Consider the following 26,527-nt stretch of genomic DNA (forward strand, 5'->3'; position numbering starts at 1 on the left):
GTTTTTCACAATATTCGGGGCATTCCTATCCTATCCCGTATTTCATTTCCTTCTATGGTTTTCTGCAAAGAGAAGAGCGCGCGCTGCGCCTGAACAGAAAATGAGATATTACGTAAAAGACACAAATAACGTTTTCGCCAACACAAAGGGCGAGAAATCGTTTATACTTCGCCTAGCCATCAGTATATGCGTCATATCTATGTTGTCTTACTTGCTATTCTTTCGCAAGATAGACAATAATTATCACATTCTTTTAATGTCATCATATGTATTTGTAACTGGATTTCTGTTCGTTGTTTTTACCAACGCTTGTTTTGATAGTGAAAGCAAGGAATTCAAATCTCGATCTTTCCTGTTTATACCATTACTACCTCTAGCAATACTGCCGGTGTTAATGTTTGTGAATTCAGCGTATCTGACCATGATCGGGCTCAGACCACGCCCGGACACTAAATTTTTCCTCAACGAAGAAGCTGCCCATATTGTGCGTCTTACCTATCACGCAGTAGATACTGCCGACGACGAATGCACAATCGAAGTCGACGGGCAAAAGGAATCGTATTTCCCTAAGCTGCACGCCATACTTTACGGGATAGGCGATTTTACTTTTTTCGAAACAGATGCATCAAACCTTCCTGGTTCGATGACTATTCGTCTGCCTACGAAGGATCTTTACTCAATAAACGGACTAAGGTCGGTGTCATGTCGAAAATAGACCGCCCGGCCGGGCAGATATCCTCGCGGATACTGGGGGCGGTTCCTATACCAGGTCGCGTTGACAAAAGATCTGATCCAATGTCTGTAGACATATCGCAAGGCCTTCACAGCGAATACGCCTTCTATAGACGTCCCTCAGCGAGGCTTTGAATATCGGCGTAAATCTCGTTCCACTCTTCGGTATCCATGTCGAATAGCCCGAGAAACTTCATATAGAACATACCCTCGCTTGCGATGAAGGCGAGACGCGCCTTCTTATTGTCCTGCGTATTTGCGGCAAGCGTCTCATATCTCTGCCGGTACCATTGGCGCGCTCTACCGTTGGACTGTTCCTGTGCGAGAAGACCGGCGAGAACACTGCATATCTTGCTATCTGGCTCCGAAAGCAGATTCCTGGCTGTCTCGACATGCGCCCTTATCTTGTCACTCTCCGTGCCATTTTCGCCAGCCATACTAGCGAAGGCGGTCTCTTCACGGGAAAACCATCTGTCGACGAGCGCCTCCGTCAATTCTTCTTTCGAACCAAAGCAGGATTGCACGCCCCCCTTGGTGATTCCTGCCTCTTTCGCGACGGCTCCTATCGAGAAGGCGCCAATGCCTGCTGTCACGATGACCCGCTCAGCCGCCTCAAGGACCTCGTTCCTGTCTATGGTTTTCGGGCGTCCCACGATTGCTCCTTGCAATTAAAATACGATCGTATTAGAACTCTCTCAACAATCTCCTGATCCTTCCCGGCCCGCGAGCTCAGTGCCGGTATCGAGCCAAGAGGAAATCCACGTTTCATCATTCGATCGAATCGAATGATGAAACGTGGAGAGAAGAAACGCGAATAAAAATCAGGTCATCCCCAACAAGCATTTTCGTGATGGAGTAAGCCATGCCCTATCTGAATGTCACTCCCGGCGTCCCTGCACCTTATAAGGACGGGGGCGGCATGTACATGCTGAATGGCGGTACAATTACTGTTGACACAGATCAGGGCCTTCTTGGTCTTCGTGATACGACCTCAACAAATTATGGCCATGTGGCCTCCGTGGCAGGGAATATTTATGTCCATTTCGACGAGCGCGCATTCTACGCCAATCCTGTAAACAAGATATTCAAGCTCGAAATAGAAAATACGAAACCAGTCGATAACGTCACAATCAATTATCTGCTCTCCGGAACGGAGAAATCCGTAACTGCCCAGTGGAACGGAACAAAGACGATCATTACCTTTGTTCTGAGTGATGGACGTGGTCATTCAGTCACATTGACTATCGGCACCCGCTTCAACTCACTGGGCCTCCCAGTTGGCAAGACAGTCTCTTTCCCGACTGACAACAATAGCGGCACAATTAAAATTGTCTGCTATGCTCGGGGGACCCGGATAGAAACACCGACCGGTGAGCGCCTCATCGAAGATCTCCGCATTGGAGACGAGGTCATTACATTTAAAGGTCAAGGCAGAACGCCAGCTACCATTACGTGGGTCGGAACGCGTCGTGTGATCGCCACAAAAGAAGCTGAAAAACTCGTTTGCGTACGCAAGGATGCACTTCAATCCGGAATACCGAACAGGGATCTTCTGATCACACCGGAGCATTGCCTCTTCATTGATGGCAAGCTCTTTCCTGTGCGCACGCTCGTCAATGGTCGTTCAATCGCGATTAGTAATGAGCCAGATTTTGAGGTTTTCCATCTTGAGCTGGAAGAGCACTCGATTATTTTCGCTAATGGTACGCGCTCCGAAAGCTTCCTTGATACAGGAAATAAACATCTCATGTTTGGCGAGAATGCGAGATCGTTGACTCTGGGCAACTCAGAAACGGCGTGCCGAATCTCTGCGGCGCCCATCTGCACTGCGCCGGAACAAATCAAACCTGTGCACGACGCTCTTGCCATGCGCGCCACTATGCAGGGCTACGCTCCACCCGAGGCTCCGCCTCCTTTCACTCTCTATCCTGACCTTCACCTTGTTTTGGATGACCACACGAAAATAGCGCCTGCCAGAGTAAAGGATAGGCAATATATATTCTTTGTCCCCAGTACCGTCGAAACGTTCTGGATCGGATCAAATACTTTCACACCCAGCCAGTCTTATGGACCATGGAATGACGATCGGAGAATACTTGGCGTTCTCGTGGGAAGCATCAACCTTTTTACCAGCACAACGCATATCAATTACATCGACCATCTCAACCATCCTGAAAAAGAGGGCTGGCATACCATCGAAAACGCGGCATATCGTTGGACGGACGGTCATGCCAAGCTGGATATTGGTAAAGATCTTTTGGGTGAGAGGATGATAGACGCGATGATGGTCATCTCAGTCGAAATTGTTGCGACGGGTGCTTATCTTGCGCGCCCAAGGCCCGCAGAACGCAACCTAATCCGCTCCCCTCATTCGAGAGGTTTTCAGACACAACAAGCGTCGCCTGCTGCCGTTGCATCCCTTGGGAATCTGGGCATCCATCATGAGAGCCTGAATAGGTCACGTTGACGAGAGACCTATTGGTTTAGGACAAGATCTGTCTCAGTTCCTGACTGAAAGTGGTAGGCAGTCGGCACGGAATGTTCAAAAAAATAGATATTATTATGATTGTGATGACTTCCGGCAACGCTGCGCGCAGCAAGCGGATCTGCGCTCGAATCATCGATCAAACGTGCATCGAGTTCCCTGCAAAGCAGAGTGGCTCGTTGAGGCGCTGAGCGACGGGGGCAAGGCTGCATCAACGGCGTCGCCGAGCAGAACGGGCACCCGCTGGAAAACCTGCCCGGCCGTCCATATCATGGCGTGTAAGATACGGCGATGACCGTCGTTACCTCGGCATCCCTGTAGGCACCATCTCCCAGTACGAGAGTGGCCGGACATATCTACTTGAGGACCATCTCGAGAAACCAGCGCTTTTTGGTTGGCAAGATTTGGAGAGCAGGAATGTCCGCTGGACGAACGGAAAGGCCCTGATCCCACTTGGGCTAGAGAACATAATAGTCATGGCCTTCTCGCCATAAAGGTCATTGAGGCTGGCCCGTATGTCATTCCTCATAAAACATGCCCACGGGAGAACATTAGAGCTGCCTCATCATGATCAAGACACACTGACGACCCAACGCCGCCCCCTCCGCCCTTCGATCACGGGCCGAGGGGGGCGTTCAATACAACGCACGCCGTCTTGCAGAGCCCGGAAAATTCTCCAGCAACTGCTGCCGCTTGAAGCTGGAGACGGTCGGGGCTACGGACGCACACCTTCAATCGTTTCGACGCCCTAAAAATCCTTCCGACGCACCGATCATTTTACAAATTGCAAGTAACCCATTGATTCCGGGGAGCCATTCGGAGTGTTTTTACAAAGTTAAGTTATCGTCTTTGTTGAATAAATGTATTCCCGCCCGGACCTCCATGTTTCCTTCGCAGACACCTGATTGTCACCCTCACGGGGGGTGTTTGGAAGCGTTATCCCCTCAGGCGTTTCGTCTCGGCAGGACGATGTATACTCCCTGGGGCCTATCCCGAGATATGTGCAGTTCAGCATTACGTCCCATCGAGTAATGCGTCAGGATGTCACGAAGATCGTGGTCTGACGTTCGCGACGCTCATGGTTCAGGCACTATCAGGGTGCAGTCACCGCGCATTGTGACTGGGGAAATCACACTCTTACACGGGTCGATCGTTTGAGGCGCAGAATCGGGTGACGCTGTCCTACGATCGAACAAATCGGGACTGATCGCTGCGAGTGTGAAGGGGAGCACTTTGTGATAACGTTCGATCATCCGTCCCGTAAATCGGATATCTGCTCTGTCTCATCGAATTATCGCACCTCATATCAGGCTTTGCCTTCCCATTTCAGGTAAGCGCCGCATCACGCAGATATCTCCCTATAGCAATAGCGTCGGACATCACGTCGCATTGTATAGATTCGTCAGAGCGCGGCTAAGAAAGTAAATTGGTCGCCGGAATAACCACTAAAAATGCAGACGAGCAAGATATCGATGCCCCCCCCCCCGATAACCATGCGAATTATATTTCGCGATTGGACACCTTGGGAATATCTGAAACCTCTCAAGGCGCGACAAACAGCGCGCGGAAACGGCGCAAACCGTCGACACATCATCACGAAGATCGGGCATTCATCTTGGGAGATAGGATCAAGAAAAATGTGAAAGTCGTTAATGCGTCCTCCGTACTGTCTTGAGACCGCATTAGAGGGGCTGTGTGCAATTACGCTTTCCGTCACTTATTGGCCCGCCCCCTACCCGAGAGAGGCAAGCAGTCTGAGATAGAGGTTCTCGAGTGGGTTCACGCCGCGCCCCGACTTCATACGGGACACATCGCGAACAAGCTCTGCCCAGACTGGCGAGATATCGTCGGCTTTACCATATGGGGCAAAATGATCGATGTATCCGCAGAGATAGTCTCTTCTACGTAAAACCCTCGCGGTCAGTATGCGCTTTGTCGTCGAGCGCACAATCATGAGGCCTGCCGGGCCAATACTCCTGATCGCCTCTGCCAAATCCTTGACATCACGTGATGAGATGCTGTCGTTAGTTTTGTAGACGCAGATAACCTCACGATCCGCTAATCGCTCTAAGAACTTACGCACGAGATAATCGATTTTCTGCTTTTCACCTATGTAGATTTCCTGACGCTCGGCCTCACTTTGCAGCCAGCGCTTATCTTTTGAGATCATTTGCGAGTGAAATCGGAATCCGTAGCGTGAATCGAGTACGACGTTATCCCAATAGGGAGTAAGATTTTCGTAAGCATATAATCCTTCAAATCGATGCCGCAGGCCTTCGATCAGCACTCTTGGGGGAGACGTGGCCCACCTCAAAAGGCCACCGTCTTCGTTGCCTAAAGATCGCTTCAGGAAACCGAATTCACAGTTGTCACCTATGCTCTCGAACTTCGAGATATCCATAACAGTCTCCACGAAGCCTTACGGGACTTGGTACCTATCAACGAGGTTGCAGGTTTCGCAGAACGATTGACGTCATCTGCGTAAGTCAGAGGTGAACCACTCCGAAATTAGCGGAGATAGGTTCGCACAGATTAAGTAGCCAAGAGGATATGGTCCATAGCAGCGCAAAACCAGCGTTTGGCCCCAAAAGAGCGTGGTGTTACAGATCGGGTCAAGGATGCGGCAGCTGATGAACCAGTCGACCTATTCATGGATAGCGTATCCCACCTTATCAGGCGATCGCCATGGGTCGCGCCGGTCGATCACCTCTACATTACGCAAGGCATTGATGATTTATAGCAAGACGTTGTCATATCTTGCGCGGAGACTACGGGCCGGAGGCTCTACCTGTCTTCGGCCGAGCTTTCAGTACATTGTGGGCGGCGACTTTTGGGTATCCACCATCCGCCGCGCCGAGGTCAGCTGTGATGTCATCACGATACTGCTGACATCAGGCATTCCGCTTGCCATTAACTTCGGAGTGCTTCGAGAAACGCTTAGGGTCCCTAGCCTTACGTCCTTTTCGCGCTCGCTTCCGAGCGATCCGAGATCTGGCGTTTGTTATCGGCGAGCAGCTGTCAGTGAGTTGATGGTGCAATGTCTCTGACTGTTTCCGGGGCTCCTCTAGGAGAGAGCATCAGCGCCAGCGTCCCGCGGCAGCAAGGCCAACGGAACGCGATGAATTAGAACAACCGGAGATGCGAATGCGCTGATCGTCTCACGGCTACGGGAAGAGGACATGATCAAAGGTGGCAGATCGTAACACGCTATGAAAGATGTCCAAGGTTCACCTACTCAAGCTGATCCCCCCATCCCCTTCATGTTCTGGCTTCGAACCTATAGTCGGTAGAATTATCGGTATGAGCCTCAAAATCGCGATCGGTCGGGTGTCAAATAGGCCATCGCGACTGGACGGTCCGGAGAATAACCCATTCTTTTCGCCCGAAAACTGTTTCGGGGGAGGCCTTCTGGTCGTCCCAAAAAATCGGCTTATCTAGTAAAGACCTAGCGGTAGCGCGATTTTAGGATTCTTTTAATTCTTAGGCGACGAGCGTTCCAACAATCCGCCTTCAGACGATCTATTCCTGCTCCATAGCTGGCAGGAAATCGCATTTATCCAGCCCTGTTAAGGCATCGAATAACGTTAATCGTCAGGCCGCAGCCTCGAGGCCAGCCGACTCACTATCGACGAATACAAGCGATTATGTCGTTATTGGAAAATGGCGGAGGGGATGGGATTCGAACCCACGGTACGGCTTGACACCGTACAACGGTTTAGCAAACCGCCGCCTTCAGCCTCTCGGCCACCCCTCCGCCTAGAGGGACGCAGTTTTCACGGCGTTTGCAGAACTGCTTCTAGGGGGATTTGAACCGCACGTCAAACCCCCCTTCGGCAGATTTTTTACTCGGCGAGAAGCTTGACCAGAAGCTCGTTCACCATGGCCGGATTGGCCTTGCCTTTCATGGCTTTCATGGTCTGTCCCACGAAGAATCCGAACAGCTTGTCCTTGCCGCTCTTGTACTCTGCTAGCTTGTCGGCATGGGTCTGAAGGATACCGCGAATCTCGGCTTCGATGGCCCCCGTATCCGTGACCTGACGCAGCCCCTTGCGCTCGACGATGGCCGAGGCGGACTCGCCCGTCTCGAACATATCCTCGAGCACTTCCTTGGCAATCTTGCCGTTGATGGTCGAATCCGTGATCAGCGCCAGAAGCTCGCGCAGCCCGTCAGCCTTGACCGGGCTCGTCTCGATGCTCGCCCCGGTGCGATTGAGGGCCCCAAAGAAGTCACCCAGCATCCAGTTCACGGCCAGACGGGCATCGCTGCCCTGCGCCACGGTCTCATAAAAATCTGCAATCGCTTGCTCGGCCACGAGCACACCGGACTCATAGCGGGACACGCCATAGGTCTTTTCCAGACGTTCGCGTTTGGCCTCGGGCAATTCCGGCAGAGCCGCCTTGAGGCTGTCCACCCAGTCCTGCTCGATCAGCAGCGGCAGCAGATCCGGATCAGGGAAGTAGCGGTAATCATGGGCGTCTTCCTTGGATCGCAACGAGCGCGTCTCACCACGAACATGGTCGAAAAGCCGCGTCTCCTGATCGACCGTGCCTCCGGCCTCCCAGATCTCGACCTGGCGCTGCGCCTCGATCTCGATGGACTGCATCACGTAGCGGATCGAGTTCACGTTCTTGATCTCGCAGCGCGTGCGATAGTCTTCACCCGCCTTGCGCACCGAGACGTTCACGTCGGCGCGCATCGAGCCCTCTTCCATGTTCCCGTCGCAGGTGCCGAGATAGCGCAGGATCTGGCGCAGCTTGCGCAGATAGGCGCCAGCCTCTTCCGGCGAGCGGATATCCGGTTCGCTCACGATTTCCATGAGCGCGACGCCGGCACGGTTTAGATCGATGAAGGAGCGCGTCGGATCCTGATCATGGATCGACTTGCCTGCGTCCTGTTCGAGGTGCAGACGCGTCACGCCGATATGGCGCACGCTGCCATCGGCGAGCTCGATCTCGACCTTGCCCTCGCCCACGATCGGGTGCGCGAACTGGCTGATCTGGTACCCCTGTGGCAGATCGGCATAGAAATAGTTCTTGCGGTCGAACCGGCTCATCAGATGGATCTCGGCATTCAGCCCCAGCCCCGTTCGCACGGCCTGCGCGACGCATTCGGCATTGATGACCGGCAACATGCCCGGAAAGCCCGCATCGATCAGGCTGACATGGGTATTCGGCTCACCGCCATATTCGGCCGAGGCGCCGGAAAACAGCTTGGCGTGGCTGATAACCTGTGCGTGGACCTCGAGACCGACGACGATCTCCCAGGTGCCTGTGGTGCCTTCGATGTGATAGCTGCTCATGCGAACGCTCCCGCATGCAGGGCGGGTCTGTGCGTGAAGCCCGCTGCCTTTTCCATGACACGTCCGGCGGCGAACAATGTCTCTTCCTCGAAATAGCGCCCGATCAGCTGCAGACCGAGCGGCAGACCGTCATGGTCGAGCCCGGCGGGCAGCGACAAGGCCGGAACGCCGGCCATGCTGGCGGGAACCGTGAAGATGTCGTTCAGATAGATCTGCACCGGGTCCGTCGGGCGCTCGGAATGGGCGAAGGCCGCAGAGGGCGCCGTGGGCGTCAGCAGCACATCGACCGTGTCGAAGGCGTTCAGGAAGTCACGCTGGATGAGCGTGCGAACCTTTTGGGCGCGCAGATAATAGGCATCGTAATAGCCCGAAGACAGCACATACGTCCCCATCAGGATACGACGTCGCACCTCCTCGCCAAACCCGGCATGGCGCGTCGCCTCATACAACTCGTCGAGCGAGGCCGCATCCACACGCTCGCCAAAACGCACACCGTCATAGCGGGCCAGATTGGACGAAGCCTCTGCCAGAGCCACGATATAATAGGTCGGCAGACCGTATTTCGTGTGCGGCAGAGAGACATCAACGATCTCGGCCCCTGCGTCCCGCAGCCAGGCAATGCCCTGATCCCAAAGGGCTGCAATGTCCTCGGGCAAACTGTCCGGGCGATACTCGCGCGGAATACCGACCTTCAGCCCCTTCACGCCGCGCTCGAGTGCGTCCTCGTAACGCGGAACGGGGCGATCGACGGACGTACTGTCCTTGGGGTCGAAACCGGCCATGGATTCGAGCAGGATGGCACAATCTTCCATGGTGCGCGCCATCGGCCCGGCCTGATCGAGCGAACTCGCGAAGGCAATGGTGCCAAAGCGCGAGCAGCGGCCATAGGTCGGCTTGATACCCGTGATGCCACAATAGGAAGCAGGCTGGCGAATGGAGCCGCCCGTATCGGTGCCCGTCGTGCCAAGGGCGAGCCCCGCCGCCACCGCCGCAGCCGAGCCACCAGAGGAGCCACCCGGCACCAGGCTCACATCCGAGCCCCTGCGACGCCAGGGATTGGTCACCGGACCGAAAGCGGAGGTCATGTTCGTCGAGCCCATGGCGAACTCGTCGAGATTGGTCTTGCCCAAAAAGATGGCGCCGTCGGCCAGCAGATTCGACGTGACCGTGCTCTCATAGGGAGGCACGAAATCGCGCAGAATATTGCTCGAGGCCGTTGTGCGGACACCGTTGGTGCAAAACAGATCCTTGATACCGAGCGGCAGGCCGCACAGCGATGGGGCATCGCCAGTGGCCAGAAGCGCATCGGCAGCGCGTGCGCCAGCACGTGCCTGATCCTCGGTCACGGTCACAAAGCTGTTGATGTCGCCATCGAGCTTCTTGATCGCGCCCAGGAAATGATCGGTCAGGTCGATCGCCGAGAGGCGGCGCTCACGCAGCGCCTTGCGTGCGGAGGCCAGGGTCAGATCATGCATCACTCGACAACCTTCGGCACAGTGAAATAAGGGCCGACAGAGTCGGGGGCGTTGGACAACACGGCGTCGCGCTTGTCGCCATCGGTCACGACATCATCCCGCAGGCGCGGCGTAGCCAGGCCGGTGCCGATCATGGGCGGCACGTCGGTGATATCGACCTCGTTCAGTTGCTCGACCCAGCCCAGGATGCCGCTGAGCTCCTGGCGCATCGCCTCGCATTCCTGATCACTGAGGCCAATTCGGGCCAGTTTTGCTATGCGCCTGACTGTGCGCGTTTCCAACGACATAAAGGATCGACTTTCCTGAAAGTGAGCGGATAATCCCGAGTGTCCAGAATTTCGCGAGATCATAACGCCTTCCCATGACTCTGTTCAATCCATACGCCCTGCGCGACGCCCTCCCCTCAGGTGCTCGGTTGCTCGGGCTCGATCCAGGCCAGAAGACGATCGGCCTCGCCTTGAGCGATGTCACGCTCATGCTTGCCTCGCCTTATCTGAGCCTCAAGCGGAAGAAATTCGGGGAAACCGCCGAGGAGATCGGGCGCATCGTGCGCAAGGAAGGGATCGGGGGGCTGATCTGCGGACTGCCGCTTTCACTGGATGGCAGTTTCGGCCCTGCGGCCCGCTCGGCCCAGGACTGGATGACGGAGCTCTCCACCCGCCTTGACCTTCCCGCCTGTTGCTGGGATGAGCGGCTCTCCTCGAGCGCGGTCAATCGCTTCCTGATTCAGGAGGCCGATATGACGCGCAAACGTCGTGCCGAAGTCGTGGACAAGATGGCCGCAGCTTACACGCTGCAATCCTGGCTGGATGCGACCAAACCCGAATGAGCCTGCCTCACCCGGGCGCCCTCCGGGGAGAAAGGCTTTACAGGCGCGCCGCAAGAATCGCGAAGGACGAGCTCAGGGGCGAAGATGCGCGTCTGCGGCGGCGCGGCCGGCGTCTCCATTGCCTGATCCAACAGGGTGAGCGCGGCCTCGGCAATTGCCTCGACCGGCTGGCGAACCACGGTCAAACGAGGCTGAAAGCAATCGGCCCATTCGAAATCATCAAACCCGACCACCGCCATCTGCTCGGGCACCGTCAGCCCATAGTCGCGGATCGCCTGCATCACCCCGATCATCGCATGATTATTTCCTGCCATGATCGCGCTGGGCGGCTTCGGCGCAGCCAACAGCGCGCAGGTGGCGCGTCGTGCGGCCGCAACATCGCTTGTCCCGGTCACGATAAGTCCCGTCACAGGGGCGTCCGCCGCCTGCGCACAGGCCCGAAATGCCGCCACACGCTGCGTGGTTGAAGCAATGAGGGGCTGCCCTGCCACGAGAGCGATGCGCTCGTGCCCACGACGGCGCAGATGATCATACAAGAGAGTGATCCCAAGAGCATTATCGCATCCGGCCTGGCTGAACGCCGGAGCAATCAGCCTGTCGACCAGAACGCTCGGTATCTTGTTGCGGGCAAGATAATCCAGCGTGGGCCAGGGAGCACTGACGCCCGCAGGGGCCAGCAGGATTCCGTCGACGCGTCGACGATGGAAGGATCTGATGATCTCGATCTCGCGCGCGGGGTCCTCGGCCGTATCGGCCAGAAAGACCATCTTGCCCCGCGCCGATAGCCCGCGGACGATCGCCCCCACCAGATCGATGAAATAGGGATTGGAAACCGCCGCCAGCGCCACGCCAATCGTGTTGGTCTGCCCGCCACCACGCGCGAGCTGCCTGGCGAGGCTGTTGGGCACATAGCCGGTTTCGGCTATGGCCGCCTCAACGGCGGCGCGCGTTTCCGGTTGGACATGGCGCGTATTGTTGACGACATGAGAGACCGTCGAAACCGCCACGTTCGCCCGGCGGGCCACATCCGACATCTTAACCAGAGCGGTCACTCCCTTCCAAAGGCGTGCCCCGTCCCGATACCGCAGGACCGGGGCCGCGCTCCCCGTCTCAGAAGGGGAATTCATCCACAGTGGCGGGCGTTGCTACCTTGGGCGGACCAAGCAGGACGAGCCCGTCTTTCCCGACCGTGTACGAGCCGAGATGCCCCGCCGTAAAGGTCGCACCGGCCTCTGGCTTGAACCTGCATTGCGCGAGACCCTGAGCCGCGTAATAGGAGAGATAGCCAAGGTCAGGCACGTTCCACCACACATCGGCCAGTGAACCGTCCTTGACGTATTTCTTGACGAGGCTCACCGGACCGAGGCCGGAAAGCTTGATCTTTCCTGAAAGCCCGGCCTGATCGAGGGCGCGTGCAGCCGCAGGCAGTCCGATCCCCGCCGGGACGATGATGCCCTTGAGATTGGGAAAGGCCTGAACCAGAGCGAGAGTCTGCTGCTGGTTGATCTGCTCGCTCTCCTGCCCGTAGGCGACCTGGACCAGCTTCATCTTCGCAAATTTCGGGTCGCTCGCGATGGTCTGCTTCATGTTCGCGATCCAGCGATTCTGGTTCGTCGCGGTCGGAGTGGAAGACAGGATGGCAAATTCACCATCGTAATTGATCGCCTTGCCGAGGCTTTCGAGCATGCTCTGACCCAGGAGTTCCGATTGCGCCTGATTGATGAAAATCGAGCGTGCCTTGGGTGCCACGTCGGAATCGTAGGTGAGAACCCAGACATTCTGGGCCTGGGCGCGCCTTATCGCTGGCGCCAGGGCGTTGGCGTCATTCCCCGAGATCACGATGGCATCCACGCCCTGCGTCACCATGTTATTGATGAACGCGATCTGCGCCTCTGCAGTCGCCTCCGAAGGCGCCTGCAGCACGATCTTGCCGCCGATCTCCTTCTGCGCCTTTTGCGCGCCCGTATTGGCGGACTGGAAAAAGGGATCAGTATCAAGCTTGGGAATATACCCGACCGTCACCGGGCCCTTGCGGCACTCGGCGGCTTGTGCCGTGGCCCCAAGCGCGAGGGTCAGAGCGGCGACACCCGAGAGGCAGGCCATACGTGAAGCGGTACGGAAAGAGAAAAGAGACATGATCTTCTGAACCTTGTCAGAGCGGGAACGAGAGAGAGAAATGTCCTGAACGGGCCTAGAGACGGGCGACTGATCAATGCGCTCTGAAGGCCCTGCACCGGGCCCGACCTAAGATGCGGGCTCTGGCAGTACCACCTCGGGTGGCGGCGGTGGGGCCCGGCGCCGTGCCGCATCGAGACGCGTCTGAAATACGCCCCCAAGCAGCAGCGACAGGATCAGGAGCAGCCCGATGGAAATGCCCTGGGCATTCCCCCCTACCCCTTCCAGACCCAGCACATCGCGCAGCAGGGCCACGAGAATCACCGCCCAGATCCCGCCCGACAGGCGACCGCGCCCACCAAAGACGCTGATCCCGCCCAGGAGGGCCATGGTGATGATCTCTAGCTCGAAACCCTGTGCGTTATTGGCGCGCGCATTGGAGAGGCGCGCCGTGAAAACGATCCCGGCAATGGCACAGACCAGACCGGAGAGCGTGAACAGCCACAGCCTCAGCCGGTCACTGCGAATGCCCGAATAGCGGGCCACCTCGGGACTGCCGCCGATTGCATAGATGCGCCGCCCTATAGCTGTACGATGCAGGACGATCGCGAATATTGGCGCGAGAATCAGAAAGGGCAGGATCGTCTGTGGAATGGCGGCGGTGAACAGAGGCGCGATGCCGAAATCCGTCAATGCATCGGGCAGTTCATTCACTGAGTCCGCCCCCAGAAGCACATAGCCCAGCCCACGATACAGCCCCATCGTTCCCAACGTGACCAGCAGCGATGCCAGGCCAAGCCGGGTGACCAGCCAGCCATTGAGCGCCCCGCAAAGGGCGCCAGCCAGAAGCACAACCGGTATAGCGTCCATGAGTGGCCAGCCTGATTGAAGCAGCACGCCCAGAATACAGCTCGTCAACGCCAGGATGCTGGCCACGGACAGGTCGATCTCGCGCACGATCATCAACAGCGCCATAGGCAGGACGATCAGGGCTTTTTCGGAAACCAGGGCGATGGCCTGGGACAGATTGAAGCTGGTCGCAAAGCGCGGCACGAAAACCACCGCAAGGAGGAGCGCGATCAGGGTAATAATGCCAAGCCCCGTATCCCAACTCGCAAAATCGCGCAGAGAGATTTTTGGGGAGCGTACAGCTCCGGCTTTCCTGCCCTGCAGGGAAAGGGACGCACTCATGATACGGCTCCGATCTGTGCGGATGTCGGGAGTGAGGACGACGCGCGTGGGGTCTGTTTTCTGTCGGGTCCCTGTTGGGCTGCGCGGTGCGTGACCGTACGAGTGGCCCGCCGGGAGACGAAGGCATCGAGCGCGATGGCCAGCACGATGACAAGGCCGTAAACCCCCTGCAGCCAGAGCGGATTGACGCGAACCAGTGTCAGACCGTTCTGTATGGCGAGGAGCAGGAGTGCGCCGAGAATGACACCTGTGATCGTGCCGACACCGCCCCTGATCGCTGTGCCGCCTACGACGACAGCAGCCACCACGGTCAGCTCGTACCCATAGGCGACGCGTGCGTCGACGACGGCATAACGTGACGCCCAGAGAGCGCCATCGAGACCTGCCAGGAGTCCCGAGGCGATGAAGGCCATCAGCACGAGGCGTTCGCGCCGGATACCGATCAGACTGGCCCCATCCGGGTTGGAGCCGACGGCGAAAAGCTCGCGGCCCGTTGAGCTGCGTTTCAGGAGGAAAGCCAGAGCGGCCATGACCAGCGCCGCCAGAACGAGAATACCCGGAACACCGAGAACATGGGCACCCGTCATATCGAGCCAGGATTGCGGCACCTGCTCGGAGCTGATCTGGCGCCCCCCGGCAATCAGGCTGTTCACGCCGCGATAAAGCGAGAGTGTTCCCAGCGTCACCACAATCGAGGGAACCTTGCCATAGGCCACGACCAGACCATTGGCGAGACCGCAGCCGGCCCCGACCAGACAGGCAATCATCACCGCCAGAGCTACGGGCATATGGGGGAAAAGCCGGAGCGAGTCTGCCGCCATATAGGCCGAAAGCCCGATGACCGACGCCACGGAAAGATCGATATTACGCGTAATCATCACGAGCATCATGCCAGCCGATGCGATCATCAGCAGGGCCAGATCCATCCCCACCGTCTCTATATTGGCGAGTTGCAGCATACGCGGGTTGATCAGCGCAGCGGGAATGATCACCGCCAGAATGGCTGCGAGCAGCCCGAGCTCACGCCCCAGCAGCCAATGCCGCCCCGCAGGACGTGGGTTCGTGGCTGGGTCGCGTCGTGCGGCGACAATGGCTGCGCTGTCTTCTATCGCATATTCTGCCAGGGGCTCGCGGCTCTCTGCTGCGCCGGGAATTCGTGGCAGGGGGATATCGGGTTCCGATATGACCGGCCGCGCGGCCCCAGCATCCGTCGCAGCAAGAAGAACGGCCTCCTGCGTGGCGAGCTCGCGTGGCATGATGGTAGAGAGATGCCCCTCGCGGAACACCGCAACATCATGGCACATGCCCAGCAATTCGGACATGTCGGATGAGATCAGAATGATAGCCATGCCCTGACGGGCCAGATCGGCAATCAGGGCATGCACCTCGCTCTTGGCGTTGATGTCAATGCCCTGGGTCGGCTCGTCCAGAATCAGGACACGCGGCCCGGTTGCAAGCCATTTGGCCAGCACGACCTTTTGCTGATTGCCACCCGACAAAGTGCGCACGGGCTGATCATAGGAAGAAAAGCGCAGTCGCATGCGCTCCAGAGGGTGCGCGACAAGATCGAGTGTCTTATCCCTACTCACCAATCCGTTTCGCGTGGTCTGAGGCAGAACCGAAAGCGCTGCATTGTCGAGAATGGAAAAATCCATGACCAGGCTCTGGCCGAGCCGGTCCTCCGAAACATAGGCGATCCCTGCCTTCATCGCCTCGCTTGCGCTTGCGAAAGTGATTTCGCGACCCTCCAGCACGATGTGACCCGCATTGGCGCGGTCGATCCCGAACAGCACGCGTGCAACCTCGGTCCGCCCCGCCCCAACCAACCCGCCAAAACCCAGAATCTGCCCCTTGCGCAGACCAAACGACACATCGGTGAAGACACCCTGACGGCATAGACCGTCGACGCGCAGGATCTCGTCCTGACCAGGAGGTGAAAGCGGAGGGTAGAGATTTTGCAATTCGCGCCCGATCATGAGCTGGACGGCGGTGTCCGGGCCGATCGTTGCGACCGGTCCCTCCCCGACCTGATGCCCGTCACGCAGCACCACGATGCGATCGGCAATACGATAGACTTCCTCCATACGATGACCGACGAACATCATCGCCACGCCCTGACGCTTGAGGTCATCCACGACTGCGAAAAGCTTCTCGACCTCGCCACGAGAGAGTGAGGCCGTGGGCTCATCCATGATGAGCACCTTGGCATTCACCGATAAGGCGCGCGCGATCTCGACGAGCTGCTGCTCCGAGGAGCGCAAAAGACCCAGAAGACGGTCAGGCGGCGCGTCCAGCCCTACGATTTTCAGCAGGCGCGCGGCCTCGCTGTCGATACGGGTGCGATCGAGCGTGTGCAACGCGGTGCGCGGCATATGCCCGATGGCGATATTCTCGGCGATCGTCAGATCTGGAAACAGCCCGGGATGCTGGTGCATGACTGCCAGCCCGCGGGCCAAGGCGTCCTGCGGAGAACGCAGGACGATATCCTCATCCCCGATCCGCACACTCCCCGTATCAGGCCGGTGAACGCCGGCCAGCATCTTGACGCAGGTACTCTTGCCGGCGCCGTTTTCACCCAGCAGGGCGACCACTTCTCCGCGGTAGAGGGAAAAATCCGCATGGGCGAGGGCGATCACCCCACCAAAGACCTTGCTCACCCCAGAGAGCGCCGCAGCCACCTCAGGTATCCGAGCGCCTCCCGCTTCCTGCTGGGAATCATATATGCCCTGAGGAGAGATACCGGGCGGTGTCCCCGCCCTATCTCCCATCTCAGAATTGGCTCCAACCTCGACGTCAGCCATCACGAAACTCCGATCAGAGGCCGATCCCGGCACACAGGGCGAAAGCCGTTCCTGCACCGAACAGAATTGGACGCTACGGAGATCGAAGCGCTTGCGCAAGCGCTTGCCTGAAAGAATCACAACTATTTGTTTCTCGTTATCATCGATACGTTATTTTCTGGAGCTCGCGGCGCGTATGGATCACTGAGGAAGTCTGAACCATCAGCGCCACTCGGTGAGGAGAAACATGCCCTGTGCGCTCTACCGCGCGCTGCAGCCGGGATGTGCCCTCGGGGAAGAAGATAACGCTCTTTGCGTCGCTCATCGGCTCAGGCCGAGCGCCGCGCCATGGAAAATAGAAACTATGATAAATATTTATAATCAGTAACTTATATGGTTTATATAATAATAGACTTCAAGTTGAGCATCCGAGAGCGCTTCGGGCAGCCTCAGTCTCGCGTGCACGGCCTGTAACTGGCTCAGGTACCCGAAAAGCCAGCCATTCCAGATGGAGTCACGAGCGAGACCTAAAGCGGAGAGAGCCGTTATCCCCTTCCGGGCACGCGTCTCCTGAGCTGCATGATGCCGACCAAAGAGCCTCGCTGAGTGCGGTTAGGACGCCATATCTAACAAAAGAATGTTATGATTCTGAGACGCACGCATCTCAGCGTATGCCTGTGTGTAGAACGCGAGCAAAAGCCATGCTCGACAGGTTACCAAGCCGTTCTCTGTCGTGACCTCACCAGATCATCGCGAGACGGCATTCAACAAGACGCAACGAGCACGATTACTCCGCAGAACATCAGGCCTGGTCAGGCACTCTGGGAAACGATGCTGGGGTAACGACGGGCCTCGCCAACAGAAAGACTGAAGACAAGCCCCTTCGCCATGCCGGGCTCTTCGGCATCGGGGCATGAGCACCCAAGCCGGGAGCGAATATCAGGGAAATAGAGACCGTTAGTCGGCCTTTTCTCACGCGATGGGTGAGCTACCCTTGGAGCCTATAGCTGGTTATGCGAAGACGCGTATGCGTCGTTCGCAGAAGCGGCGATGCCATGACAGGCATGGTCCTGAACCTCCTCGCCGGAAGCACGGTCATCCCCTTGCGCCACGTCATCGAGGAGCGCGAAGCCTGAGCCCAGCGGGGCGAGGACAAGCGTATGATCACCCATATCCCGCTCGGGATGAGCCAGCGTAGCTGCCAGGATCCGGAAAGGCGATCCGTTCAGTGTCGCCAGATAGAGTGCGCGGTAGCGATGCCCATTGAACGCCTCAGGCAGATCCGACCAGGACGGCCCGATCTGAGCCGCGTCCCGGTCCAGCAAAGCGCGCATGCGGGGCTCGAGACAATCAAGATGGATATGCAATTGATTCTGTGAGCGCCCCTTCTGCGAGTTGATTGCGAGAGAAAGCCGGGATTCAGGGATCGTCTGATGATAATCCCGCCCGACGCGCTCGCGATAGGCCCAGGCCGAAGCAAAGTAATTGGGCTGGTCGGACCTTAGCAGTGCCGGGCTTTCCATCCCCGTGACCTTTTCGGTCGGGATCAGCAGATACTGCCCCTTCCCCTCGATCGAATGCAGGAGTGCAATGCCGCGCTTGTCGTCATAGACCGCACAGGGCTTGAGACCATGCGCGCATTTCTGATGAACGAGCTTCCAAAGCACATCCGGATCGTGATCCTTGTGAATGACGACCCCGGAAGATGCAGCATGGGCACTGCCGGCACCCAACATGCATGACAGGGCCAGACCCAGGAGGCTCTTCAGCACGAACGTGTCGCCGCAGCGAGAGTCATGCTCTGTCCCAGTCTCTCGAGGCGGCGCTTTACTCCGCCACCGGCAGCAAAGCTGCTCTGTGAATCATGGCTCAGCCAGAGCACGCCATCCTCGATACTGAGTGAGGTGTTCTTGAGCAATGCGGCAGTACCACCACAGATTGTATAGGCCAGACGCAGCGCGAAACCGAGCTGGACGGCACGATCGCAATCATCGGGTGCGAGAAGCCGTCGCGAAACCTCCATCAGTGGATCCGCGGGATCGGCCTCGTAGCGCACGGCTAGAGTAAGGGCCACGAAGGCGCGTGCCTGATGATCGAACCCGACACCATGCATGCGCATCACGCGCAGATAGGTCTGGGCGGCGCGATATTCCGGGTGGTCGAAGGAGCCAATATCGGACATGCGGCACGCCATGTCGCGCAGGGCGGTTTCGGAGGGTGTTTCATGCGCGAAAAGCGGGGCGGTCCAGCGTACGAGATCGCCCGGCAATTCCATGCTGCGGCTCAGACGCTGCGAGGTCTCATCAGCCAGGGCACGGCAGGGATCGAGCGCAGCCACTGCCTGCCCAACCTTGCGCATGTACCAGCCTTCGCGCAGGCCATCGACGCTGAAGACGATCTGGGATGGCTGCACGATGCGCATCAAGCGACGCAGCACGGTAGCCGAAAACGGGACATCATCGAGGCGTTTGCGGGGAAAGCCCGGGACCTTCTCCAGCATCTTGCGCGGCGTATCGATCAGCCAGGTGACCATCTCCCGCGCCTCGTCAGCACCCAGCGTGTAAAGGTGAACGATGTTGAGCGGATAATGTGTGCGCGCGATCTGCAGCCGTGCCAGTGCGCGGAAAGCCCCACCTACAAGATAAAGCGGCTTGCCCTTGAGCGCTGGCAGCCAGTCGACATCGTCCAGATCGGCCTCGACAACCTCACGCGCGCGCTTGAGATCACCACCCGAGCGGTCGGACAGGCGTATCACGCCGAGCGGCTTGGTGCAGGCCTCGTGATGCCGCCCCCCGGCCACGCGGATGAGTTCGAGAGAGCCACCGCCAATATCGGCCACGACGCCATCGGCATCCGGCAAGCCGCATAGCACACCCGTGGCGGCGTAATCAGCCTCTTCCTCACCCGAAAGAATGCGGATGGGCACATCCGGCATGCATTCATGCAGGGTCTCGACAAATTCACGACCGTTACTGGCATCGCGTACTGCCGCGGTCGCCAGCACCTCGAAAGGATGAGCGTCCATGGCGCGAGCGATCGCGTTGAAGCGGCTCATCACGTCGCGAGCAAGGCGCAACCCTTCCTCATTCAGACGGCCCGTCTGCTCCAGACCGCGCCCAAGACGCAGTGTCGCCTTCTCGTTGAAGATCGGGATGGGGTTGCGGGTGACACCCTCGAATACAACCAGTCGAACCGAGTTCGATCCAAGATCGACAATGGCCGCGCGATGATGGCCTTGCGGTGCGTCAGAACCCGTCACTCTACCCGTTTCCTCAATCTTCGCGGATGCGATCGGGCCGTTCACGACGACCCGCATCCTTGTCCTGCGGTTTTTCCCTGGCCGCCGAGCCACGCCCGGAAAGCGAGGGATTGTGCATGAAATACTCATGCGCCGAGAAGGGATTAGCCCCGGCAGACACACGATGCCAATCCCCCCGCGAGGAAAGCACCCAGCTTTGAAGCGTGTCACGTAAATCCATGGTCATGATCTGACCCAGGATCTGGGCGTGGACGGTAGAGTTGAAGATCGGAACCATGGCCTCGACCCGGCGGTCCATGTTGCGTCCCATCCAGTCGGCGGAGGAAATGAACAGCTTCGCCTTGTGCGATGGCATGCGGTGCCCATTGCCAAAGGCAAAAATGCGCGCATGTTCCAGAAAACGACCGACAATCGAGCGTATCTCGATATTCTCCGAAAGACCCGGCACGCCTGGGCGCAGACAGCAAATGCCACGCACAATGCCGACGATCTTCACCCCGGCGCGCGAGGCGCGATACAGCATGTCAATAAGCGAGGGGTCGACCAGCGAGTTCATCTTCAGCCAGATCTTTGCGGGACGCCCTGCCTTTGCATGAGCGATCTCGCCATCGATCAGATCCATCAGCGTTTCGCGCAGCGTGATGGGCGCAAAGGCCAGTGCCTCCATGTCCACCGGGGTCGCATAGCCTGTCATATAGTTGAACAGCTTGGCCGAATCGCTGGCCAGTTGGGGGTCGCAGGTAAAGAATGACAAATCGGTATAGATACGCGCGGTAATCGGATGATAATTCCCCGTGCCGAAATGCGCGTAGGAACGCAGCCCCCCCGCCTCACGACGAACGACGAGGCTGAGCTTCGCGTGGGTCTTGAGATGGGTAAAGCCAAAAACGACCTGTACCCCCGCCGATTCGAGGGACCGGGCCAGACGGATATTGGCCTCTTCATCGAAGCGCGCGCGCAGCTCGACCATGGCCGTGACCGATTTGCCGAGTTCTGCCGCCTCGATCAGCGCGCGCACGATCGGACTATCGCGTGACGTGCGATAGAGGGTTTGCTTGATGGCGACGACATTGGGATCGAGCGCTGCCTGCTTGAGGAATTGCACCACCACATCGAAGCTCTCGAAGGGGTGATGGACCACAATATCCTTGGCGCGGATGGCCGCGAAGCAGTCACCGTCGTAATCGCGAATACGCTCGGGGAAGCGCGCCTTATAGGGCTTGAACAGCAGATCAGGGCGATCCGAAACAATCATCTGCTTCAGATCGACCACGCCGATCATGTCGGGCTGCACGACGACGTCATCCTTGGCGACATCGAGTTCCTCGGCGAACTCTCGTCCCATGCTCTCGGGTATGGAGGCGTCGAGTGCGAGATGGATGCCCACGCCGCGTCGGCGCTGCTTGAGCGCGGTCTCGTAGGAAAGAACCAGATCCTCCGCCTCGTCCTCGAACTCCACATCGGAATCGCGGATGATGCGCAATACTCCGCCCTCAGCAATCTCCATGCCGGGAAACAGACGATCTATGTGCAGGCGAATGACATCTTCCAACGCCACGAAACGCACATCGGGGCGGATTTCGGGCTCCTCTCTATGCGGTGCAGGGAGACGAATGAAGCGGTCGATCTGTTGCGGCAGAAGGATGAGCGCATCCATCGAAAAACCGGGAATGGTCGGGTCGATCAGTCGGAGCGCCAGCGCCATGCCCAGATTGGGGATGAACGGCATGGGGTGAGAAGGGTCGATGGCAAGCGGGGTGAGAACCGGATAGATTTCGTCCTCGAACTTGGCCGCAATGCTTTTGCGTTCGGCCTCGGTGAGTTCCTCTCGCGTGCAGAGCCTGAGCCCCGCCTGAGCCAACTCCCCACGGAGCAGACGCCAGATGCGCTGCTGGGCCGCGAAAAGCTTGGCGGCGCTGCGACGCACGCTGGTGAGCTGGCGCGCAGGTGTCAGCCCGTCTGCCGAGGGTGCGACCAGCCCTTCCCGCACCTGACCAACGAGACCGGCGACACGCACTGAATAAAATTCATCGAGATTACTGGCACTGATCGACAGGAAACGCAGCCGCTCCAGCAAAGGATGACGGCTGTTTTCAGCCTCCTCGATCACGCGCTGGTTAAAATCGAGCCAGGATAATTCGCGGTTGATGAAGCGCGCCGGTGAGGTGACGATTCCCGGATCGGGGATACGCGCCACCGCCCGCGTAGCGCGAGAGGCACGAGGGCGCCTGTTTCCGGCTGGTCGGGCAGCCTTGAGAGGGGCTGCCTTTGGATCCTTGACCGAATCCTTTTCCGAAGACGACGTCACGCGATGCGTTTCCTGTTTCTATCCAATGAGTAACCGCAGCATCGACGCAGAAGACACCCCGCGTCAAACCCCTTCACCTAATCATCATAAACACAAGCCGGTCATGAGAGGCTTTCATCTTCTGCGAAGAGCAATCCAGACAGAGCCTCGCGTGCCAACCCGATTGTCAGGGGCTTCTTATGCGCGAGGGTCGCGCGGTCCAGACACTCCACCGCCTCGACCATGGCATCTCCGGTTCGAGGCAGATGACACATCAGCCAGTCCAAAATCGGCTTGGAAACCACCATCTGCCGTTCTGCGATCAGGCGGAGCAGCAGGGCGAAACGCAGAGTATCTTCAGGAGGCATGATCGGGACGAGCGTTACCGCCCGCAAACGGCTGGCCAGGTCGGGCAGGATGATCGGCATGCGGTTGGGCGGCAATCGGGACGCCATCAGTACCGTGATGCGATGCTCGCGCGCCAGATTGAGCAGGTGAAGAACCGCGCGTTCCGATGTTACCCGCTCCAGATGATCGAGGGCGAGCGCCAAGGGTGCGTTCGCCGCGATTTCCGCCAGATCCGATACATCGAGACCCGCGGCATCGAGCACGCGCGCCTGACGACGGGCGGCCCATATATGCAGCAGGTGCGACTTCCCACAGGTATCCGCCCCGTGGATTAGCAGCCGCCGGTCCGGCCAGCCTGTCTGGTTCAGCCAATGGCGCGCCTGTGCATTTGAAGCCGCCGGAACGAAATGGCGCTCGGCGACGCTGGCGGGTGGCCGCAGCGCAAGAGCAAGCTGCAAGGCACTGGCCTTTGGCAGCAATCCGTCATTTCCCGCCTCTTTGTCCATCCAATAGCCGTTCCGGTCCTTTCCGAGCCGGGTCGGCTCCATTAGAAGGACTGATGATAACGCAACCGGCCAGGTTTTTCGAGCGAGGCGACAGCATGACCGACCCAATCTCTCCTTCAGCTAGCTATCGGGACTCCGGGGTCGATATCGAGGCGGGCGATGCGCTGGTCGAGGCGATCAAGCCCGCCGCAAAATCCACCGATCGTCCCGGTACGATGGGGGGGCTTGGTGGTTTCGGCGCGTTGTTCGACCTCAAGGCAGCCGGGTTCACCGATCCGGTCCTGGTCAGTTGCACCGATGGCGTCGGCACCAAGCTGATGGTCGCCATCGAGAGCGGGCAGCATGACACGGTCGGTATCGACCTCGTGGCAATGTGCGTGAACGATCTCGTGGTGCAGGGTGCACAGCCCCTGTTCTTTCTCGACTATCTCGCGACCGGAAAACTCTCGGTGGAGGACGCCGCGCGCGTGATCAAGGGCATCGCCCAGGCCTGCCGCGATACGGATTGCGCCCTGGTCGGCGGTGAAACTGCAGAGATGCCCGGTATGTACGAGGCGGGGCATTACGATCTCGCCGGGTTCAGCGTCGGGGCTGCCGAGCGCTCCGCCTTGCTCCCTGCGGGGATTGCAGAGGGCGACACGCTGATCGCGCTGCCCGCGAGCGGTGTGCATTCCAACGGTTACTCCCTGGTGCGCAGCATCAAGGCGATGAGTGGTCTGGAATGGAACAGCGAAGCCCCGTTCGAGCCAGGCAGCACGCTGGCAGAGGCGCTGCTGCGCCCAACGGCGCTCTATGTCCGCACGGTCATGGCCTTGCATCATGCCGGTCTGCTTCATGGCTGCGCCCATATCACCGGCGGTGGCCTGCCCGGAAACCTGCCCCGCGTTCTGCCCGAGGGTCTGGGCGTACAGATCGAGGCCGATACATGGCCCGTGCCGCCGGTATTCCGCTGGCTTGCCACGACAGGCAATGTCGCCCATGACGAAATGCTCAAGGTCTTCAATTGCGGCATCGGCATGGTGCTGATCACGCCGGAGCCCGACAAAGTCCTAGCGCTCCTCGCCGAGCGCGGCGAGAAAGGTTACCGGATCGGCGATGTCACCGCCAATGGTCCGCGCTATGCCCTGGATGGCAAGGTCGATTTCGCCCTATGAACAAAACGCCTATTGCCGTTCTCATCAGTGGGCGCGGCAGCAACATGAACGCGCTGATCGAGGCATGCGCGCGGTCAGAATACCCGGCGCGCATCGCTCTGGTGCTGAGCAACAATCCCGACGCAGCGGGGCTCGAAACGGCGCGTCAGGCGGGACTGGCGACATTGGCGATCGATCACCGCCTTTTTCCGAAGGATCGCACGGGACATGAAAAGGCCATTGATGAGGCGCTGACCAGGGCCGGCGTGAAGGTGGTCTGTCTTGCTGGCTACATGCGTGTCCTGACCCCCTATCTGGTGGGGCGCTGGAGTGGTCACATGCTCAATATCCATCCAAGCCTCCTCCCCCTCTACCCTGGCCTCGACACTCATGAACGGGCACTCGCAGCGGGCGATTCCCGTCATGGCTGCACCGTTCATCTGGTTACGGATGGGGTTGACGAAGGCCCAATCCTTCAGCAGGCGGAAGTTCCGATCCTGTCTGGGGATACTGCCGATAGCCTGGCAAAGCGTGTGCTCGAACAGGAGCATCAGCTTTATCCGGCAGCGCTCGCGGCCTTCCTGTCCTGAAACAACCGTATCACGAATAAGCCCGGTCTATTGCCGGGCTTATTTATGCGCGCTGCGTATCACCAATATCGCGCGGCAAGAACGCAGGTCAGCGCCAGTGTGTCTGCGGCCAGAAACAATGCCGTCACTGCCATAATGCCCTGATGCATCAGGCGGGATGCGCCTATCTGCCCCGCACGTGCTGCTCGAGGAAAAGCGACGACGAGAAAGGGCGCGATGGGCAGGAAATATCGCCCCTGTATCCCATCGACAACCGGTGCCCCCACCGGCGTCCAGATTACGTAGATCGAGAAATACACAGCTCCGACAGCCAGCAACATCGCGAGAATCGTCACGCTTACACTTGTGAGTGATTGAAGCGCCGCACGCTCCCGCAAGCCAGGCAACAAACTAACGGCAACGGCGAGGACTACAGCGAGATAGATCAGACGGTAATATCCGTGAGGGAGAACGATATCCAACCAACCGAGGACGCCAAAGAACTCATGGATCGTATGGCCAAGATTGCTGCGCAGTGACCGCACAGCCAGCCGAGGGAGATCAAAAGGATGGCTTAGAATCCACGCGATCTGACCGCTATCGGATACGCCAGTCCGATCAGTAAACTCGATTTTTGTAGGTTTCAGCGCGAGCCGGTTCCATATCTCAAAGGCCGCGACACTACATGCAAACGGAATGCCTCGAACAAGCCGCGCATTTGGCAGGCTAAGTCCCAGCGGTACCAGGCTACAAAGCAAGAGTGGCGGCTTACTAATCGTCAAGATGCCGAAGAGAATACCGATCCCGACCCAAGCGCGAATTCCACCGGGATTATCCCGGTCAAAACGGGTGATGAGAGCCGCTGTCAGTACCGAGAGCCCGATCAGAACGCCATCCTGGGAGCAGGAGCCACCCAGGGCAAGCGCCATCGGCAGGCTAGAGAGCACGATCAACAGCAATGTGCCGCGCCGCGCCAAGGCTATACCGAGGGCGCAAAGCGCCAGCATCGACGCCATATTGGCGAGCCGGACAAGATAGAGGGTGTCGATGATCCTGAAATGCGCATGACGTCCTATCCAAGTGACGAACGCGGCCGGAAGATAGGTGACAGGCGCGTAGATGACGGTGTTAGGAAACGAGAACCAGCTTCTCTGATCGGCCCAGCGCCTCTCGGAAAGAGCCAGAAACTCAGTCATCGGCATTTTCATGGCGGTATTGGAGTGCAGATCGCCGAGCAATTCCAACTCACTCGGAAAATTCTCAGCCAGATAGCCACCAGCCTCCCGCGTGCCTTTCTTGAACCCGACAATCCCGCCTTGGGAGATCTGGGTGATGCGCGCGAAATGATTGCGTTCATCTGGCACCTGCCCCGGCGGAGTCAGCAGAATGCAGGCCATTCCCATAAGCGCAGCAAAGAACAGATAAAGGATCGCCGGTGAAACCAGCGGCAGGGTTTTCAGGCGCGCGAACACGCGATCAAAACTCTGCTGAAGGGCGGAGAATCAAAGATGCCTGCAC

At 58.4% G+C, this 26,527-nt stretch carries 18 protein-coding genes and 1 tRNA gene; 4 read left to right on the forward strand and 15 right to left on the reverse strand.

All coding sequences use genetic code 11. The annotated features are described in order from the left end of the window. Positions 1-839: 839 nt before the first annotated feature. Positions 840-1,385 carry a TetR/AcrR family transcriptional regulator gene (locus tag C0V97_RS10180; RefSeq protein ID WP_158625352.1) on the reverse strand — a complete coding sequence of 182 codons (546 nt, stop codon included), beginning with the start codon at positions 1,383-1,385 and terminating at the stop codon, positions 840-842. 209 nt (positions 1,386-1,594) lie between these two features. On the opposite strand from C0V97_RS10180, the gene C0V97_RS10185 reads away from it, so the two are divergent. After that, positions 1,595-3,199, forward strand: coding sequence for a Hint domain-containing protein (locus C0V97_RS10185; protein ID WP_127102491.1), 1,605 nt, complete (start codon positions 1,595-1,597; stop codon positions 3,197-3,199). Positions 3,200-4,949: 1,750 nt separating this feature from the next. Here the strand turns inward: C0V97_RS10185 and C0V97_RS10190 are convergent. The 5 genes from C0V97_RS10190 to gatC form a co-directional block, all read right to left on the reverse strand. Continuing rightward, on the reverse strand, positions 4,950-5,618 hold the full coding sequence (locus tag C0V97_RS10190) for a hypothetical protein (protein ID WP_127102492.1): 669 nt from the start codon (positions 5,616-5,618) through the stop codon (positions 4,950-4,952). 1,260 nt (positions 5,619-6,878) lie between these two features. After that, positions 6,879-6,971, reverse strand: a tRNA-Ser gene (locus C0V97_RS10195). A gap of 88 nt (positions 6,972-7,059) precedes the next feature. After that, positions 7,060-8,517, reverse strand: coding sequence for an Asp-tRNA(Asn)/Glu-tRNA(Gln) amidotransferase subunit GatB (gatB, locus tag C0V97_RS10200; RefSeq protein ID WP_127102493.1), 1,458 nt, complete (start codon positions 8,515-8,517; stop codon positions 7,060-7,062). Continuing rightward, positions 8,514-9,992, reverse strand: coding sequence for an Asp-tRNA(Asn)/Glu-tRNA(Gln) amidotransferase subunit GatA (gene gatA, locus C0V97_RS10205; RefSeq protein ID WP_127102494.1), 1,479 nt, complete (start codon positions 9,990-9,992; stop codon positions 8,514-8,516). Before gatA ends, gatB begins: the two co-directional genes overlap by 4 nt. Next, positions 9,992-10,279, reverse strand: coding sequence for an Asp-tRNA(Asn)/Glu-tRNA(Gln) amidotransferase subunit GatC (gatC, locus tag C0V97_RS10210; RefSeq protein WP_127102495.1), 288 nt, complete (start codon positions 10,277-10,279; stop codon positions 9,992-9,994). The genes gatA and gatC overlap by 1 nt, the downstream gene beginning before the upstream one ends. A gap of 74 nt (positions 10,280-10,353) precedes the next feature. On the opposite strand from gatC, the gene ruvX reads away from it, so the two are divergent. Then, positions 10,354-10,821 (forward strand): Holliday junction resolvase RuvX, encoded by a 468-nt coding sequence (gene ruvX / locus C0V97_RS10215; protein ID WP_127102496.1) that lies wholly within the window; start codon positions 10,354-10,356, stop codon positions 10,819-10,821. Here ruvX and C0V97_RS10220 read toward each other — a convergent pair. The 8 genes from C0V97_RS10220 to C0V97_RS10255 form a co-directional block, all read right to left on the reverse strand. Further along, positions 10,779-11,873: a LacI family DNA-binding transcriptional regulator gene (locus C0V97_RS10220; RefSeq protein WP_199751820.1), complete on the reverse strand. Its 1,095-nt coding sequence runs from the start codon at positions 11,871-11,873 to the stop codon at positions 10,779-10,781. The genes ruvX and C0V97_RS10220 overlap by 43 nt on opposite strands. A gap of 58 nt (positions 11,874-11,931) precedes the next feature. Further along, positions 11,932-12,957 (reverse strand): rhamnose ABC transporter substrate-binding protein, encoded by a 1,026-nt coding sequence (locus tag C0V97_RS10225; RefSeq protein WP_199751823.1) that lies wholly within the window; start codon positions 12,955-12,957, stop codon positions 11,932-11,934. 108 nt (positions 12,958-13,065) lie between these two features. Then, positions 13,066-14,127, reverse strand: a complete 1,062-nt coding sequence (locus tag C0V97_RS10230) for an ABC transporter permease (RefSeq protein ID WP_127102497.1) — start codon at positions 14,125-14,127, stop codon at positions 13,066-13,068. Then, positions 14,124-16,928, reverse strand: coding sequence for an ATP-binding cassette domain-containing protein (locus C0V97_RS10235; protein WP_199751826.1), 2,805 nt, complete (start codon positions 16,926-16,928; stop codon positions 14,124-14,126). The genes C0V97_RS10230 and C0V97_RS10235 overlap by 4 nt, the downstream gene beginning before the upstream one ends. Positions 16,929-17,908: 980 nt before the next feature. Beyond that, positions 17,909-18,679, reverse strand: coding sequence for a CDP-diacylglycerol diphosphatase (locus C0V97_RS10240; RefSeq protein WP_127102498.1), 771 nt, complete (start codon positions 18,677-18,679; stop codon positions 17,909-17,911). Beyond that, the gene (locus C0V97_RS10245) at positions 18,673-20,166 is read right to left on the reverse strand and encodes a Ppx/GppA family phosphatase (protein WP_233582098.1); all 1,494 of its coding nucleotides are present in this window, start codon (positions 20,164-20,166) and stop codon (positions 18,673-18,675) included. The genes C0V97_RS10240 and C0V97_RS10245 overlap by 7 nt, the downstream gene beginning before the upstream one ends. Before the next feature lie 13 nt (positions 20,167-20,179). Then, a complete protein-coding gene (locus C0V97_RS10250; protein ID WP_127102500.1) occupies positions 20,180-22,474 on the reverse strand; it encodes an RNA degradosome polyphosphate kinase in 2,295 nt (764 codons plus the stop codon). Positions 22,475-22,575: 101 nt separating this feature from the next. Then, entirely contained in the window at positions 22,576-23,307 is a 732-nt protein-coding gene (locus C0V97_RS10255; protein WP_127102501.1) for an HdaA/DnaA family protein, read from the reverse strand. 95 nt (positions 23,308-23,402) lie between these two features. On the opposite strand from C0V97_RS10255, the gene purM reads away from it, so the two are divergent. Together purM and purN are read left to right on the forward strand one after the other, a co-directional pair. Then, the gene (purM, locus tag C0V97_RS10260) at positions 23,403-24,461 is read left to right on the forward strand and encodes a phosphoribosylformylglycinamidine cyclo-ligase (protein WP_127102502.1); all 1,059 of its coding nucleotides are present in this window, start codon (positions 23,403-23,405) and stop codon (positions 24,459-24,461) included. Beyond that, a complete protein-coding gene (gene purN, locus C0V97_RS10265; RefSeq protein WP_127102503.1) occupies positions 24,458-25,030 on the forward strand; it encodes a phosphoribosylglycinamide formyltransferase in 573 nt (190 codons plus the stop codon). Before purM ends, purN begins: the two co-directional genes overlap by 4 nt. Before the next feature lie 59 nt (positions 25,031-25,089). On the opposite strand, the gene C0V97_RS10270 is transcribed toward purN, so the two are convergent. Next, a complete protein-coding gene (locus C0V97_RS10270; protein ID WP_127102504.1) occupies positions 25,090-26,481 on the reverse strand; it encodes a DUF2142 domain-containing protein in 1,392 nt (463 codons plus the stop codon). Between the last annotated feature and the right edge of the window lie 46 nt (positions 26,482-26,527).

The sequence above is a fragment of the Asaia sp. W19 genome, assembly GCF_003994335.1.
GTDB lineage: Bacteria > Pseudomonadota > Alphaproteobacteria > Acetobacterales > Acetobacteraceae > Asaia.

What these genes read in the sequence shown, in the direction of transcription:
- C0V97_RS10230 (WP_127102497.1), bottom strand. Translation starts at nt 14,127, where the DNA reads ATGAGTGCGTCCCTTTCCCTGCAGGGCAGGAAAGCCGGAGCTGTACGC.
- gatC (WP_127102495.1), bottom strand. Translation starts at nt 10,279, where the DNA reads ATGTCGTTGGAAACGCGCACAGTCAGGCGCATAGCAAAACTGGCCCGA.
- purN (WP_127102503.1), top strand. Translation starts at nt 24,458, where the DNA reads ATGAACAAAACGCCTATTGCCGTTCTCATCAGTGGGCGCGGCAGCAAC.
- C0V97_RS10235 (WP_199751826.1), bottom strand. Translation starts at nt 16,928, where the DNA reads ATGGCTGACGTCGAGGTTGGAGCCAATTCTGAGATGGGAGATAGGGCG.
- ruvX (WP_127102496.1), top strand. Translation starts at nt 10,354, where the DNA reads ATGACTCTGTTCAATCCATACGCCCTGCGCGACGCCCTCCCCTCAGGT.
- C0V97_RS10255 (WP_127102501.1), bottom strand. Translation starts at nt 23,307, where the DNA reads ATGGACAAAGAGGCGGGAAATGACGGATTGCTGCCAAAGGCCAGTGCC.
- C0V97_RS10190 (WP_127102492.1), bottom strand. Translation starts at nt 5,618, where the DNA reads ATGGATATCTCGAAGTTCGAGAGCATAGGTGACAACTGTGAATTCGGT.
- gatA (WP_127102494.1), bottom strand. Translation starts at nt 9,992, where the DNA reads ATGCATGATCTGACCCTGGCCTCCGCACGCAAGGCGCTGCGTGAGCGC.
- C0V97_RS10185 (WP_127102491.1), top strand. Translation starts at nt 1,595, where the DNA reads ATGCCCTATCTGAATGTCACTCCCGGCGTCCCTGCACCTTATAAGGAC.
- purM (WP_127102502.1), top strand. Translation starts at nt 23,403, where the DNA reads ATGACCGACCCAATCTCTCCTTCAGCTAGCTATCGGGACTCCGGGGTC.
- gatB (WP_127102493.1), bottom strand. Translation starts at nt 8,517, where the DNA reads ATGAGCAGCTATCACATCGAAGGCACCACAGGCACCTGGGAGATCGTC.
- C0V97_RS10225 (WP_199751823.1), bottom strand. Translation starts at nt 12,957, where the DNA reads ATGTCTCTTTTCTCTTTCCGTACCGCTTCACGTATGGCCTGCCTCTCG.